Origin of the sequence: Peptoniphilus rachelemmaiella, from assembly GCF_943169845.1 — a bacterium.
Classification (GTDB): domain Bacteria; phylum Bacillota; class Clostridia; order Tissierellales; family Peptoniphilaceae; genus Aedoeadaptatus; species Aedoeadaptatus rachelemmaiella.
The window spans coordinates 104224-118354 of sequence record NZ_CALPBW010000005.1 but is presented as its reverse complement, the minus strand read 5'-3'; the positions used below and the strand labels follow the sequence as shown (position 1 = coordinate 118354).

Below are 14131 nucleotides of genomic sequence, written 5' to 3'. Positions count from 1 at the left end.
CGCTCGTTTCGTAGCGTGTGATAGCTTCTAACTTAAACTCTACACTGTACGCACGATTATTTCTAGAGCGCATTAAGCCTTCATCGCCAAATTGTTTGTAATTGTTCACCCAGCGTCTGATCAACGAAGAGCTAATTTGGTATTCCTTAGCCAGGATTCTATAACCTGCTTTTTCGTCCAAGTATTCCTCAACAATTTTTCTCTTAAATTCATAACTATATTTTGCCATTAAAAGACCCCCAAAGGTTGGATTTCTTGGTCCAACTTTTGGGGGTCAGTGCATGGCGAGGGCTGCTTTTATTTTCTGCGAATGTATTTCCACAAAGCGTAACTTTTTACAAAGCTTGCTGCCGCTTTGCGCACCGGTTTTTTTCTTAATGCTTTGGCACCTTTAGACAGTGCCAAAAATCTTACGATTTTCCATAGTTTCATGACTGCCTCCTTCTACTATGACCATACCCGTAAGGCATGTGATTTACGCAAGTACCTAGCGGCGACGGCCGGATTGGCTTTGCCGTTGGGTCTTTCTTTGATCGCCGGATTTGTCTTGACGGTTGGTTTTGTTGTGCCCATTGGTTTTATTTTGACGGCTGTTGTTTTCGTTGTCTTGATCCTCGTCGTCAGTTTCTTGATTTTGTGCATCGTACCATTCCTTGGTGTGCACTTGGCAATGACTTGTGGGAAGGGTGTAGTAATCTTTGGGCACGATGCCGTCGAAGGCTTTCGGGTCGTAGCCTTTCGGCCGCACAAAGTAATAACCGTAGGTAATGGTTTCATAGGGGCAGTAGGTGGAGGCCAATTGCCCGGAGACGGAGCAAATAAGCTTGCGCGTATAATTCTGCGTTTCCTTTGTCGGCGCCGTGTTCGGTGCGAAGGGCAGGGTCACCGTAGAGTGGGCGCGCCGGGCGTAGGTGGTGGCCAAGAGGCCGGTTTTGTCGCTGACTTCATGCATTTCGAAGCCCGCAGGCAGTGCCCAAGTTTCTCGGTCGTCGGGAATGGCGACGAGGGAGGCGTAAAAGCTTTCCATGAGGGAGCGATCGCCGGCCAAGGCAATTTTTTGTAAATCATTGCCCATCCACAGGCCGTACGTGTAGCGAGGCGTGGCGCCGATGGCGAAGTAGTCGGCGTTGTATTTATTCGTTCCCGAGACGGCGAAGGTATCGTATCCCGCGGCGCGAAGAGAATTGGCCAGGGGCGAACGGGCTAAAGCGTAGCGCAAAAGCACGTCTTCGATGGGTTGATTTTTCGATGCCGTTTTTCCGTGCTCGTAAAGGACATGGCCTTTGCGGTCGGTAATTTTTTGAACCGTGTAGTTTTTCGAATCAATGGGCGATGCGATGCGGGCGTAGCTATTGGTAAGGGCCATGAGATCCAAGCCGTCGACGAAATTCCCCGCCGCCATGGCATCGTAGGTCATGTCGTGGCGCTTGGTATTTTCCTTCGGCGTCTTCACTGCATCGTCTTGCCGCTCTCCCTTGTAAAGGCCAAGGCGATTCAGGTTTTTCAGAATGGGATCGTAGCCATAGCGTTCCAAAATCTTTCCGCTAATGGCCAAGCGATTGTTTGCCGCACTGTCCGCCAGAATGTCGTAGCCGTAAAAAGAATCCACATTGGGCCAAATGATTCCGTCTATGCGCATGGGCGTGTCGTCGTAGGCTGTGGCCAGCGTGTCGCCACAGCTCAATGCGGCGAGGTAGGTAGTTAAAGGCACGATGGCGGTGCCCGGTTGTCGCTTGCTCGTCAGGTGATTGTAGCGAAGGCGGGCGGGATCTTTTAAGTTGTTGCCGCCGGCCAGGGCCACGACGGCGCCGGTGGCATTATCGGCAATAATCGCCGCCGATTGGGGTTGCAGACTGCCCTTTGCCGGAAGGAGAAACAGATCCGCGGGGAGAATGAGCGCATCTTCCGTTACTTGAATGGCGTCCTTATAGGTTTCGTAGAGATCGCCTTGAAGCAGAAGGGTGTCGGGATCTTTTAAGTCTCCTGCCTGAAACAGGGTTCCGGCACCGGCCATGGTGCGGAGGTTGTTGTTTTCGTCTGTATAATAGAGATTTTTTAAAAGAATATTCCCCTTGGATTCCGTAAAGTATTCGCCGTCGATTTCAAAGCCCTGATCCGTCTTCGTAAAGGCCCCTGCGGGAAGATGCATATTGCCTTTTTCGTCGAAAAGGCCGTCGTATGCGTAGTAGAGCACGCGCCCTTCGTTGTCGATCATTCGGTCTTTCTCGTCGGTGGTAAAGTCGACAAAGTTTGCGCCTCGACTTCTACCCCGGGCGATGAGGGCGGGGTACTTATCGTAGAGGGCATCCATTTTTTTCTGGAAGTCGCCTACAATGGTGGCCTGGATGGTAAGCCCGCCTTCTCGCACCATTTTTTCCGCGGCCTGTTTATCGATCCTTTGCGTCTTGGAAAGAATGCGGGCGGCTTCATCGGAAATCACGTCTGCCACGTAGGAAGAGTAGGGGGCGGGGGCGTCTTCTCTGGGAAGAAAAGAGATAGGGATTTGGGCGTAGTTGTCCGCCTCCTCGGAGGTGAGGTAGCCGGCTTGGGCCATGGCCCGAAGCACTACTTTTTTGCGTTCTGCGGCGCGGGGATTTTCTACTAAATCGTAGCTGTGATCGCCGATTTTTTGGGTGGCGATGACGCCGGTGGTGTCGTTTTCTTCCGCGGGAATCCGTTTAATGGGTTGGTAAGTGGCGGGAGACTTCACGATCCCCGCCAAGAGAGCCCCTTCTTCCACGGTAAGGTCCTTGGCGTGTTTGGAGAAGTAGGCGTTTGATGCCGCTTCGATGCCCTGGCTGCCTAAGCCCAGGTCCACGCGATTTAGATAGGCTTCTAAAATAGCGTCTTTATCGAGTTTCTGCTCCATGCCCAAGGTGAGGTAGGCTTCTTTGATTTTGCGGTCAAGGGATTGCTCGCCGCTTAAATAAACATTCTTCACCAATTGTTGGGTGATGGTGGAGCCGCCCCGCTCGATGGCGCCGCTTTTCGCATTGGCCAGGATGCTCGCGGCCAATTGGCGCAGGTCCAAGCCGTGATGGAGGTAAAAGCGCCGGTCTTCCACGGCGAGAAAAGCCTCTTTCACATGATCCGGCACGTGATCCACGGAAATATTTTCGCTGAAGACGGAGGGATCCACTTCGTCGATGGGATTGCCCTCGGCGTCTACTATGTATGATGTTTGCGGAATGGACGTAGTCAAGTCGTTGAAATCCACCGGCGGCAGATCTTTCAGTATGGATACGATCCAAATGGCCACGATGCCCGCCAAGAGCACAAGAAGAAACAGTATGGCTGCAAGAACCATTTGCCATGTTTTTTTGCGGCGAAGTGTATGTTTAATCCCCATAGAGACCCCCTTTTTGTCATTATATCATGGGCCATTGTTGCGTAGAAGTGGAAGGTTGTGTATATTTAAAAAGAAGCTTAGGCAGGAGGCGTCATGGAAGAAAGAGAAAAAGTGGTGACGGCGTCGGTTTACGACGGATCCGAGAATTATTATGAGGAAAGTTTAAGGGAATTAAACGCCCTGGTGAAAGTGGCAGGCGGCCATGTGGTGGCATCCATGGAGCAAAAGGTGCGCGCCTTTAATCCGGCGACCCTCATGGGCAAGGGCAAGCTCGAGGAACTGAAGGATTTCGTGCGGGCGGAAGAGGTGGATCTTGTGATCTTCGATCAAAGCCTCTCCGGCATTCAAATGCGTGAAATCGAGAAGGTGCTGGAAGTGGATGTGCTGGATCGCACGGCCCTGATATTGGATATTTTTGCCTCGCGTGCGAAAACCGACGTGGGCAAGCTCCAGGTCTATTTGGCTCAGCTGGAATACGGAAAGAGCCACTTAATCGGCAAGAAAAACTACTCCCGCTTAGGCGGCGGCATCGGCACCCGAGGCCCCGGGGAACAGAAACTGGAAATCGACCGCCGACGCATCTCAGGAGATATACAGCGGGTGAAGAAAAAGTTGAAACAGGCGCGAAAGATCCGCGATACGGGCAGAAAAAATCGCATTCATTCACAGGTGCCCGCCATCGCCTTGGTGGGCTACACCAATGCGGGGAAGTCCTCGGTCATGAACCGACTCTTGAGAGAATCCAACGCCAAGGGGCGGGAAGTGTACGTGGAGGATATGCCCTTTGCCTCCTTGGATCCCGACACCCGACGCATTCGTCTGCCCGACGGATTGGTGGTTTATGTTACGGATACCGTCGGCTTCATTTCAAACCTGCCCACCACCTTGGTTGAGGCCTTTCACACCACCTTGGAAGAGCTGAGAGAATCCGATCTCATCGTTCACGTCATCGACGGTTCTCAAGAAGATGCGTCCCTTCGCTACGAAACGACGCGCAAGCTTTTAAATGACCTGGGCGCCGCCGACGTACCCAGTCTGCTCTTCGTCAACAAAAAGGATTTAATGGAGGGAAAGAAACTGCCCTTCATGCCGGCGGAGGAGACGGTCATCTACGGATCCTGCAAGCACGATAGGGAATTCGATTATTTTTACGAAGCCGTTCAGAAAAAAGTGGAAGGCCTTTACGTGAAAGTGGATTTAAAATTTACCTTTCATGAAATGGATCGGGTGGAAGCCATTAAAGCCAATTACCCGGTGGAGCGCTTGGAATACGACGCCGACGGCGTGTGCATGACGGCGACCTTGCCGAAGCGCGCCTATGACCGAATGAAAGCCTATGTAAGGAGGCGCTATGTATAAAACCGTCTATCGAAAGGGCGAAAGCCGGCTAATCGAAAAGAAATCCGAATTTATCGGCCGGGTGGCTTATGCCGAGACGAAAGAGGCGGCGGAGGCTTTTATCGCGGCGATTCGCGAAAAGGAAAAAGACGCCACCCACAACTGCACCGCCTACATTATCGGCGAAGAAGGGCTGATTCAAAAATACGACGACGACGGCGAGCCCCAAAAGACGGCGGGACCACCCATTCTGGAAGTGCTGAAGCGAAATGACCTTAGAAACGTGGTCTGTGTCGTGACCCGCTACTTCGGCGGCACCTTATTGGGCGCAGGTGGTTTGATCCGCGCCTACTCCACGGCAACATCGGAGGCATTAATCGATGCGAAAATCGTGGAAATGCACGAAGCCGTAGACATTACCTTTCGCTACGCTTACACCGCCCACGGCACCATCGAAAACTACATGCGGGAGCGTGGCTATCCCCTATTAGATTCGGCCTTCAGTGATCAGGTGCAGGTGACGACGACGGTGTATTTGTCGGGGAAAGATGCCTTTGAATCTTATTTGCAAGACGCCACATCCGGCGAAGTTGATATAATAGAAGAAAAAGAAACTGAACGCCCGGTCTATGAAGGAAAGCTCCTCGTAGATGACGTGGCATACGAACAATTTATTTACGGAGGAAATGATGAAGCAAGAGATTGATGCAGTGGTTCAATGGATGAGAGAAACGGTGGCCGCAGCCCATGCCGACGGCGTGGTCTTCGGATTAAGCGGGGGCATCGACTCTGCCGTGGTGGCGGGTCTTTCCAAGCGCGCCTTTGGCGACAAGGCCCTGGGGATTATCATGCCCATCGACTCCAATCCTCAAGATGAAAAAGACGCTCGAATCGTGGCGGAAAGCTTGGACCTCAATGTCGAAAAAGTGGATTTAACGAACACCTTTAACGCCCTCGTAGATGCGTCCTTTGAAAGCGACGTGGCCATGGCAAAGGCCAATGTGAAGCCCCGCCTGCGCACCACCACGTTGTATTACTACGCCCAAGACAGAAACTACTTGGTCTGCGGCTGCTCCAATGCCAGCGAATACTACATCGGCTACTTCACCAAATACGGCGATTCCGCCTGCGATTTAATGCCCATCGTGGACTTTGTGAAATCGGAAGTGGTGGAACTGGCCAAGGCATTGGGCCTGCCAAAAGAAGTCATCGAGAAAAAACCCACGGCAGGTCTTTATGCCGGTCAAACCGATGAAGACGACATGGGCTTTACCTACGCCGAGTTGGATCGTGCCGTTCGCGGAAACAACGAAGGCGAGCACAAAGAGGCCATTGCCCGTCGCCACCAAACCAGTGCCCACAAGCGGGCATTGCCGCCGAGGTTTGAAAGATAAGTAGGGTGCGTGTTATAATTAAGCGTTATGAATAAAGGAGGTTATCATGTCAGGACATTCGAAATGGCACAACATAAAAAATAAAAAAGGAAAGGCCGACGCCAAGCGCGGCAAGATCTTTACGAAAATGGCGAGAAAAATTGCCGTCGCCGTAAAAGAAGGGGGCGACGATCCGGATTACAATCCCGCCCTGAAGGCGGCCATCGACAGCGCCAAGGCCGAAAACATGCCCAACGACAACATCGAGCGCGCCATTAAAAAGGCAGCCGGCGAAGGCGACGCCGGCAACTTTGAATCCATCACCTACGAAGGCTACGGCCCTTCGGGCATCGCCGTCATGGTGCAATGTTTGACGGATAATCGCAATCGCACGGCACCGGATGTGCGCCACGCTTTCGACAAACACGGCGGTAATTTAGGTACCGACGGCTCCGTTTCCTTCCTCTTCGATCGCAAGGGCCAATTGGGCATCGAAATCAAAGAGGGCATGGATCCGGAAGTTGTGGAAATGGATGCCATCGAAGCCGGTGCGGAAGATATTCGCACCGAAGAGGGCGGCATCGAAATCATTACTTCCCCGGAGGATTATCAAACCGTGCGGAAAAATTTGGAAGAAGCGGGCTATGAATTCGTCATCTCCGAAATCACCTATCTGCCTCAAACCACCACGGTCTTAGATGATCCGGAAGATCGCAAAAAAATGGCGAAGCTTATCGACCAGTTGGAAGAAAACGACGACGTACAAGAAGTCATTCACAATTGGGAAAACGACGACGAAGACGACGAATGAGGCCTATTTTAGCCGCGATTGTGGCCATTTGCCTGGTCTTTTTCCTGTTCGGCACGGCCACGGATTTAATCAGCGGAAATAAAGTGTACTACCATCGGCAGATGATTGAAAATAAAATTCCTGAAGAAACGGGAAAGTCCTTGCATGAATTGGACAAAATCTCCGACGGGCTCCGCGATTATTTAAAGCGGGGCGACAATCGGGTGTTGAAGCCTTATTTTAATCAGAACGAATTGGCACATATGGCGGATGTCTACGCCCTGTTTCACCTGATGCGCAAACTTTCGGTGGCGGCGGCAGTCATTGCTTTGGCCGGATTTTGCGGCTTGGCGAAAGGATTCGGTGTCAGAGAAGGGCTGAGAAGCGTCGGCCGGGCCACCTTGGTCTTGATCGCCACCTTTCTCGTCTTAACGGCCATGGTCGCCGTGAATTTCACCAAGGCTTGGTACACCTTCCACACCCTCTTTTTCTCCAACAGGTTATGGCAAATGGATCCCGCCACGGATCTGATGATCCAAATGCTCCCCGAGCCATTTTTCTTCGGCATGGTCAAGCGAATCGGCTTGATCGTGGCGGCGGGGCTCATTGTAATGGGCTCCTTTGCCTTATTGAAAGGAAGTAAACATGAGATTAAATAAAATGATCGATCACACCATCCTGAATCCCGATGCCACGAAAGACGAAGTCATTCGGGTCATCGACGAAGCCAAGGCCCATGAATTTGCTTCGGTCTGCCTTGAACCCTGCTGGGTATCTCTGGCGGCAGAGCGATTGGCGGATTCACCTGTAAAGGTGTGCACGGTAATCGGCTTTCCCCTGGGCGCCAACACGAAAACCGTGAAGGCCTTTGAGGCGAAGGAAGCCGTGGATAACGGCGCAGAGGAAGTCGACATGGTGCTGAATATCGGCGCATTAAAAAGCGGCGACTACGATCTGGTCTTGGAAGACATGAAGGCCGTGAGGGAAGCGGCGAAAGAAGCCGTGGTCAAGGTGATTCTGGAGACCTGCCTTCTCACCGACGAAGAAAAGAAGAAGGCCTGCGCCCTTGCCAAGGAAGCGGGCTTGGATTTCGTGAAGACATCCACGGGCTTTTCCACAGCCGGCGCCACGACAGCCGATGTGAAGCTCATGCGCGAAGTTGTCGGCGACAAGATGGGCGTAAAGGCCAGCGGCGGCATTCGCGACAGAGAAACCGCCGAAGCCATGATCGCCGCCGGAGCGAGCCGCATCGGCGCGTCGAAATCCATCGCCATCGTAGGAGAGTAAAATGAATCCCGTGGCATTTACCCTCTTCGGCCTGGAGGTGCGCTGGTACGGCATCTTTATTGCCACAGGCGCTCTGCTCGCCATCTTTTTTGCGGAAAAGCTCATCGAGCGAAATCCACGCGTGCCCAAAGAGGCGGCGGTGGATGTGAGCATTTTCGCCCTGCCCCTGGGCATTATCGGCGCCCGGACCTATTACGTTTTGTTTGAGTGGCAATATTACAGCGCCCATCTATCCGAGGTGCTCGCCATACGAAACGGCGGCCTGGCCATTCACGGCGGCCTCATCGGCGGCTCCTTAGCCATATTTATTTACTGCCGCGCGAAAAAAATCAGCTTTTTTGAACTGCTCGATATGCTGGCCCCCGGCGTCGTCCTGGCACAGGGCATTGGCCGCTGGGGAAACTTTATGAACGGCGAAGCCCACGGCGGCGTGACCACCGTTCCCTGGGCGATTAATGTAGGCGGGCAAATGGTCCATCCCACCTTTCTCTACGAATCCATGTTGGATGTGGGGATTTTCCTCTTTCTTTACTTTTATCTGTCGAAGAAGCGGCGTTTTTCCGGCGAACTGGCCGGGGCGTACATGATTTTATACGGCATCGGTCGCTTCTTTATTGAAGGGTTGCGCACGGACAGCCTCTACATCGGGCCGCTGCGCACGGCGCAAGTGGTGAGCATCATCGGCATCACCCTTGGCATTCTCTTGCTGTTGGTACAATCCAAGGGCAAAAAGACCGGAGATTATACCTTAATCGACGGGAAATCATCGACAAAGGAATAAATCAGACAAGGAAACCACCTTTTTAGGTGGTTTTTTTAATTTGTGCTTGAATACCCAATAAAATGGTGTAAAATATAGTTAAGTGGGAGAAAGTGGTAGAAAAGGGTTCAAATGGGGGCGCTATGTTTTTCGGTGAAGTAAAACACACCATGGATGCAAAAGGGCGCTTGGTCTTGCCGGCGAAATTTCGCGAAGGCATCAGTGACGGCTACGTCATGACCAAGGGCTTAGATCAGTGCATCTTTTTATTCCCCATGGACGAGTGGCGCCGCATGGAAGAGAAGCTGAAGACATTGCCTCTCACCAATAAAGACGCCCGCGCCTTCGTTCGCTACTTTTTCTCCGGCGCATGTGACGGCGAGCTGGACAAGCAGGGCCGGGTGCGCATTCCGCAAAATCTCACGGATTATGCGAAATTAGACGGTAGCGCGGTGATTATCGGCGTCGGCACTCGCATGGAAATTTGGTCTGACACCCTTTGGAACGACTACACCGACGACGACGCATTGTCTTACGATCAAATCGCCCAAAAATTATCCGATCTCGGCATTTAGGAGGGAACATGGAATTTCAACACGAGCCCGTCTTAATGAACGAGGTAATCGAGGGGCTAAAGATTCATCCCGACGGCATTTATATCGACGGCACCTTAGGCGGTGCGGGCCACAGCGGCGAAATCTTAAAGCGGCTTAAAGGCGGCCTTTTGATCGGCATCGATCAAGACGACGCGGCCCTTGGGGCTGCGAGAAAGCACCTGGAGAGCATTGGCGGAAATTTTCAGCTTGTGAAGGGAAACTTCGTCGATATGCCGGCCATTTTAAAGGCTTTACATATTGAAAAAGCAGATGGGATTTTGCTGGATATCGGCGTAAGCTCCCATCAATTTGACACGGCGGAGCGGGGATTCAGTTATCGCTTCGACGGGCCTCTGGATATGCGCATGGATACAAGCGCATCCTTAAGGGCTTCAGACATCGTGAATACCTACAGCGAAAAAGACCTGGCGAAAATCATAAAGAGCTACGGGGAAGAGCGTTGGGCCGAGCGCATCGCCCAATTTATCGTAAAAGAGCGAAAAGAGGCGCCCATTGCCACCACCTTCCAACTGGTGTCGGTCATAAAAAAGGCCATTCCGAAAAAAGTGCGCCAAGAGGGCGGTCATCCGGCGAAAAAAACATTTCAAGCCCTGCGCATCGCCGTGAATCGGGAACTGGACGTTTTGGAATCTTCCATTCCGGACATGGTTCGTCTTCTAAAGCCCGGCGGAAGGCTGGGAATCATCACCTTCCATTCCCTGGAAGACAGAATCGTGAAAAACAGCTTTCAGTATCTGTATAAAGATTGCATCTGCCCGCCGAGGCAACCCATTTGTACCTGCGGCAAGAAGCGTGAAATAGAAATCATAACCAGAAAGCCCGTGACAGCATCGGATGAAGAATTAAAGCGAAATCATCGGGCCCATTCGGCAAAGCTACGTATAGCTGAAAAAATTTAAGGGGAGTGTTATAATGAAACGAGTCGAAAATAAACGTCCCCGGCGGCGGCCCGCGAAAGGGCAGAAGCGGAAGTGGGTTTCCCGTTCGGCCCTTATCGGGATGATTCTTTGTATGCTCGGGATAACCGCCTGTTTGCAGCTGAAGGCCCATACGCATATCGCCCTTTTAAATGCGGCCATAGAAACACAGAACAAGGCCTTGGTCGACATGGACAAAACCCATAGGGACATGATTGCCGACTTAGATGAAATAAAAAATTCAGACGAGATGATGAAAAAAGCAAAGTTTCAGCTCGGGATGGTCTATCCCGATAACGATCAGGTAAAATACATCGACGTCAAGGTACGCAACGAAGAAAATGACGTCAACGAAAACGTCTACCTGAATCCGATGATCTCGGTACTGCACATTTTTAAATAAATAGTGGGAGGCTCTTGTGGGGGAGCAGAATAGGAAACAAACGAAAAGAGTGAGGAAGAGAAGTAGGAATCGTCGATTTCTTTTGAACCATCTTCGGAAGATGGACAGAAAAGTGGCGTTTCTATATGCGTTTCTCTTCTTGCTCTTTTTTATTTTGTGGTTGCGCGTAGGCTATTTGCAAATTTTCGATTCCGATAATTTAACGCGCCAAGCCCTGGCATCGACGACAAAAGGCGTGGTAAAGCCTGAGCGGGGCTTGATTGTTGATGCCGACGGAAATAAATTAGCAGCCAACATCAGCAAATCCGACATCTATGTAGATACGAGGGTGTTGGCGAAAGCGAAAGACAGGGAGAAGGAAGTGCAGAAGCTGAAACGCTTCGCCCTGAAGTCCCTGGATATGACCGAGGCGCAATTTGATGCGCGCATGAAAAAAAGCGGCCACGTTCCGTTGAAGCAAAATGTGGAGCGCTCCGTGGCCTTGCGCCTGAAAGACTCCGACATACCCGGCGTCGTGGTGGAAGATTTCGAAGCCCGCACCTATCCCAACAACGACTTGGCCTCTTTGGTCATCGGTTTTGCGGCAAAAGACGGAGACGGCCGCTATGGCATCGAAAAGTATTACGACGATGTTTTGCGCCTCGCGCCAACTTTCGGCAAGAAAACAAACAATCAATTGCCCATTCAGGCCGGCGCCAATTTAAAGCTGACCATTTCCGAATCTTTGCAACGAAAAGTGGAAGATTGTTTAGATACCCACCAAGAAAAAAAGCACGCCCATCGCATGACGGCCATCGTGCAGGATACGCAAACCGGCGCCATTCGCGCCATGGCCTCCACCGATGATTACGATTTAAATCACCCCTACAGCCCCACGACGAAAGAGCAAAAGGCTGTATGGAAGGATTTAAAAAGCGAGCAACAGGCGAAAATTTTATTCGACAATTGGCGGAATTTTTCCGTCAGCGACACCTACGAGCCGGGGAGTACCTTTAAAACCATTACGGCCGCGGCGGCGCTGGAAGAAAACACCACCAATCCGAAAAAGCATTATTACTGCACGGGCTATGTCCGCGACATTCCCGGTGTAACCATTACCTGTACATCCCTTCCCAATCCCCACGGGGACATTACCATGGACAAGGCTTTTTCCGAATCCTGTAATGTGACCTTTGTAAACATCGCCAGAGAGCTTTCGAAGGAAGGACTATTTAAATACATTCAAGCCTTCGGCTTCGGCGAAGTGACGGGAATCGACTTGCCGGCGGAACAAAAAGGCATCGTCCCGAAAAGCGTCAAAGAAATCAACGAGGCGCGTCTCGCTACCATGAGTTACGGCCATGGCATTGCCGTAACGCCCGTTCAAATGGTAACGGCGATTTCCGCAGTGGCCAACGGCGGCTACCTCTTAAAGCCCTACGTCGTTGATGAAGTTCAAGACGTAAGCGGCAATGTCCTGGTAAAACAAGGACGCACCGTCCGTCGCCAGGTTATCAGCGAATCCACCAGCGAAACCATGCGCACCCTCCTGATGCACGTCGTCGATCACGGCACGGGCACCATGGGTGCGGTGAATCGCTACCATGTTGGCGGAAAGACCGGAACCGCAGGCAAGGTATCGGATACCGGCGGCTACGAAAAGGATAAATACATCAGTTCCTTTGTATCCGTGGCACCCATCGAAGATCCTAAGTACACGGTACTGGTCATTGTGGAAGAACCTGAAGGGGATTACTTCGGCGGCACCGTAGCGGCGCCCATCGCATCAGAAATTATGGCGGCGGCTCTGCAGGAAGGGGACGTGACGCCGACAGGCAGCGATCAATCGAAAAAAGTGAAGAAAGTCATCGTGCCCGATGTAAAGAACATGCTTTTGGAAGATGCCGGAAAGGTATTAACCGATGCTGGACTTAAATTCAACATGGCCTCTGAAAATGTCGGCGACTTCGGCATGGTCATTAAACAGGCACCGGAAGCCGGCACGGAAGTGGACGAAAACACCATTGTGGATTTAAAAATCGATCCCAACGACGGGAAAGAGCGCAGTGTGCCCAATTTCCAAGGGAAGACGAAAAAAGAAGTGGAAAAGATTCTGGAGTCTTCCAAATTGGACTATGTACTGGAAGGGGAAGGCACGGTGGTGAGCCAAGAGCCCCTGGCCGGCGAGATTTTGCCTAAGGGCGAAAAAATCCATATTCGATTTGAAGCCGATGTCAATGACAAGAAATCCGACAAGCAAAACAATACAAACAACGGGAATACCGCAACGAAAGAAAAGACGAACAGAGCCCGCAGAAAGGGCCATAGCAATTAAAGGAGAAGGCAAGCATGAGTATAGTCACGGGAGTAATCAGCCTGGTGACGGGATGGATTCTCGCCATGATCGGCGGGAAAATTTTCATTCCCCTATTACAAAGATTACACGCAGGACAAGAAATTCGAGAAGACGGCCCCCAAAGTCACCTGTCCAAGGCGGGTACGCCCACCATTGGCGGGGTGATCTTTCTCACGGCGGCCCTTCTCGGGACCCTTCTTACGAAAAATATGACCTACGAAGTGGTCGTGCTGTTTATTTCCACCCTGGGCTTCGCCCTCGTTGGCTTTATCGACGACTACCTGAAAGTGGTCAATAAAAGGAATTTAGGCTTTACGGCCCTGCAAAAGCTCCTGGCACAAATTTTTATCGCCGTGCTTTTATATTTTCTTATTCTTCGCTCCGACAATTTAACCACCGCCGTGCTCCTTCCGGGGACCATGCGCGCCGTGGATTTCGGCATGTTCTTTATTCCCTTTATTATATTTGTCGTCGTGGGCACGGTGAACTCCGTGAACTTAACCGACGGCTTAGACGGCCTGTCTTCCACGGTAACGACGATTCTCCTTCTCTTTTTCGCCTTAGTCAGTGCCAAAATGGGACGATATGCCATCGCCTTATTCAGCTTGACTTTAGCCGGCGGCCTCTTGGGATTTTTGTTTTACAACAAATACCCGGCGAAAGTATTTATGGGGGACACGGGCTCCCTGGCCTTGGGCGGCGCCGTGGTCGCCATCGCCATCCTTTTGAACCTGCCCCTGCTCCTTCCCATTTGCGGCGGCATTTACTTTATCGAAACCCTGTCCGTCATTTTACAAGTCATCTCCTTTAAAACGAGGGGAAAGCGAATTTTTCTTATGAGCCCCATTCATCACCATTTCGAGCAGAAGGGGATGAGGGAAGTGCAAATCGTCGCCATGTTTGCGGTGGTGGAGCTGATCCTTTGCATCATAAGTTACTTCTTGATTTTTTAGGAGCGTGTC

General features: G+C 51.5%; 15 protein-coding genes. 12 read left to right on the top strand and 3 right to left on the bottom strand.

What is annotated here, in order from left to right; all coding sequences use genetic code 11:
• The 3 genes from KO087_RS03570 to KO087_RS03565 form a co-directional block, all read right to left on the bottom strand.
• On the bottom strand, positions 1–229 hold a 229-nt coding region (locus KO087_RS03570; RefSeq protein ID WP_215507801.1), incomplete at its 3' end, for a transposase.
• A 68-nt stretch (positions 230–297) separates the two neighbouring features.
• A complete protein-coding gene (locus KO087_RS09540) occupies positions 298–432 on the bottom strand; it encodes a hypothetical protein (protein ID WP_285814620.1) in 135 nt (44 codons plus the stop codon).
• Positions 433–487: 55 nt separating this feature from the next.
• Positions 488–3349: a transglycosylase domain-containing protein gene (locus tag KO087_RS03565; protein WP_215507798.1), complete on the bottom strand. Its 2862-nt coding sequence runs from the start codon at positions 3347–3349 to the stop codon at positions 488–490.
• Between the two features lie 93 nt (positions 3350–3442).
• Between KO087_RS03565 and hflX the strand changes: the two genes are divergently transcribed.
• The 12 genes from hflX (at position 3443) to mraY (ending at position 14122) form a co-directional block, all read left to right on the top strand.
• Entirely contained in the window at positions 3443–4708 is a 1266-nt protein-coding gene (gene hflX, locus KO087_RS03560) for a GTPase HflX (protein ID WP_215507797.1), read from the top strand.
• The gene (locus KO087_RS03555; RefSeq protein ID WP_215507793.1) at positions 4701–5393 is read left to right on the top strand and encodes a YigZ family protein; all 693 of its coding nucleotides are present in this window, start codon (positions 4701–4703) and stop codon (positions 5391–5393) included. The genes hflX and KO087_RS03555 overlap by 8 nt, the downstream gene beginning before the upstream one ends.
• The gene (nadE, locus tag KO087_RS03550) at positions 5377–6081 is read left to right on the top strand and encodes an NAD(+) synthase (RefSeq protein WP_215507791.1); all 705 of its coding nucleotides are present in this window, start codon (positions 5377–5379) and stop codon (positions 6079–6081) included. Before KO087_RS03555 ends, nadE begins: the two co-directional genes overlap by 17 nt.
• Positions 6082–6127: 46 nt before the next feature.
• Positions 6128–6871, top strand: a complete 744-nt coding sequence (locus tag KO087_RS03545; protein WP_215507789.1) for a YebC/PmpR family DNA-binding transcriptional regulator — start codon at positions 6128–6130, stop codon at positions 6869–6871.
• Complete coding sequence (locus KO087_RS03540; RefSeq protein WP_215507787.1) at positions 6868–7509, top strand: TIGR01906 family membrane protein; 642 nt, start codon at positions 6868–6870, stop codon at positions 7507–7509. The genes KO087_RS03545 and KO087_RS03540 overlap by 4 nt, the downstream gene beginning before the upstream one ends.
• On the top strand, positions 7496–8137 hold the full coding sequence (deoC, locus tag KO087_RS03535) for a deoxyribose-phosphate aldolase (RefSeq protein WP_215507785.1): 642 nt from the start codon (positions 7496–7498) through the stop codon (positions 8135–8137). Before KO087_RS03540 ends, deoC begins: the two co-directional genes overlap by 14 nt.
• A 1-nt stretch (position 8138) precedes the next feature.
• Positions 8139–8918, top strand: coding sequence for a prolipoprotein diacylglyceryl transferase (gene lgt, locus KO087_RS03530; RefSeq protein ID WP_215507783.1), 780 nt, complete (start codon positions 8139–8141; stop codon positions 8916–8918).
• Between the two features lie 122 nt (positions 8919–9040).
• Positions 9041–9472 (top strand): division/cell wall cluster transcriptional repressor MraZ, encoded by a 432-nt coding sequence (mraZ, locus tag KO087_RS03525; RefSeq protein WP_215507781.1) that lies wholly within the window; start codon positions 9041–9043, stop codon positions 9470–9472.
• Between the two features lie 8 nt (positions 9473–9480).
• Positions 9481–10413 carry a 16S rRNA (cytosine(1402)-N(4))-methyltransferase RsmH gene (gene rsmH / locus KO087_RS03520; protein WP_215507772.1) on the top strand — a complete coding sequence of 311 codons (933 nt, stop codon included), beginning with the start codon at positions 9481–9483 and terminating at the stop codon, positions 10411–10413.
• Positions 10414–10426: 13 nt separating this feature from the next.
• Entirely contained in the window at positions 10427–10834 is a 408-nt protein-coding gene (locus tag KO087_RS03515) for a hypothetical protein (protein WP_215507770.1), read from the top strand.
• A 139-nt stretch (positions 10835–10973) separates the two neighbouring features.
• Entirely contained in the window at positions 10974–13148 is a 2175-nt protein-coding gene (locus KO087_RS03510; RefSeq protein WP_215507767.1) for a PASTA domain-containing penicillin-binding protein, read from the top strand.
• Positions 13149–13162: 14 nt separating this feature from the next.
• Positions 13163–14122, top strand: a complete 960-nt coding sequence (mraY, locus tag KO087_RS03505) for a phospho-N-acetylmuramoyl-pentapeptide-transferase (RefSeq protein WP_215507765.1) — start codon at positions 13163–13165, stop codon at positions 14120–14122.
• The last annotated feature ends 9 nt before the right edge of the window (positions 14123–14131 follow it).

Excerpts from the sequence above, each read along its gene's own strand:
- KO087_RS09540 (WP_285814620.1), bottom strand. The coding sequence starts at position 432 with ATGAAACTATGGAAAATCGTAAGATTTTTGGCACTGTCTAAAGGTGCC.
- KO087_RS03565 (WP_215507798.1), bottom strand. The coding sequence starts at position 3,349 with ATGGGGATTAAACATACACTTCGCCGCAAAAAAACATGGCAAATGGTT.
- hflX (WP_215507797.1), top strand. The coding sequence starts at position 3,443 with ATGGAAGAAAGAGAAAAAGTGGTGACGGCGTCGGTTTACGACGGATCC.
- KO087_RS03555 (WP_215507793.1), top strand. The coding sequence starts at position 4,701 with ATGTATAAAACCGTCTATCGAAAGGGCGAAAGCCGGCTAATCGAAAAG.
- nadE (WP_215507791.1), top strand. The coding sequence starts at position 5,377 with ATGAAGCAAGAGATTGATGCAGTGGTTCAATGGATGAGAGAAACGGTG.
- KO087_RS03545 (WP_215507789.1), top strand. The coding sequence starts at position 6,128 with ATGTCAGGACATTCGAAATGGCACAACATAAAAAATAAAAAAGGAAAG.
- KO087_RS03540 (WP_215507787.1), top strand. The coding sequence starts at position 6,868 with ATGAGGCCTATTTTAGCCGCGATTGTGGCCATTTGCCTGGTCTTTTTC.
- deoC (WP_215507785.1), top strand. The coding sequence starts at position 7,496 with ATGAGATTAAATAAAATGATCGATCACACCATCCTGAATCCCGATGCC.
- lgt (WP_215507783.1), top strand. The coding sequence starts at position 8,139 with ATGAATCCCGTGGCATTTACCCTCTTCGGCCTGGAGGTGCGCTGGTAC.
- mraZ (WP_215507781.1), top strand. The coding sequence starts at position 9,041 with ATGTTTTTCGGTGAAGTAAAACACACCATGGATGCAAAAGGGCGCTTG.
- rsmH (WP_215507772.1), top strand. The coding sequence starts at position 9,481 with ATGGAATTTCAACACGAGCCCGTCTTAATGAACGAGGTAATCGAGGGG.
- KO087_RS03515 (WP_215507770.1), top strand. The coding sequence starts at position 10,427 with ATGAAACGAGTCGAAAATAAACGTCCCCGGCGGCGGCCCGCGAAAGGG.
- mraY (WP_215507765.1), top strand. The coding sequence starts at position 13,163 with ATGAGTATAGTCACGGGAGTAATCAGCCTGGTGACGGGATGGATTCTC.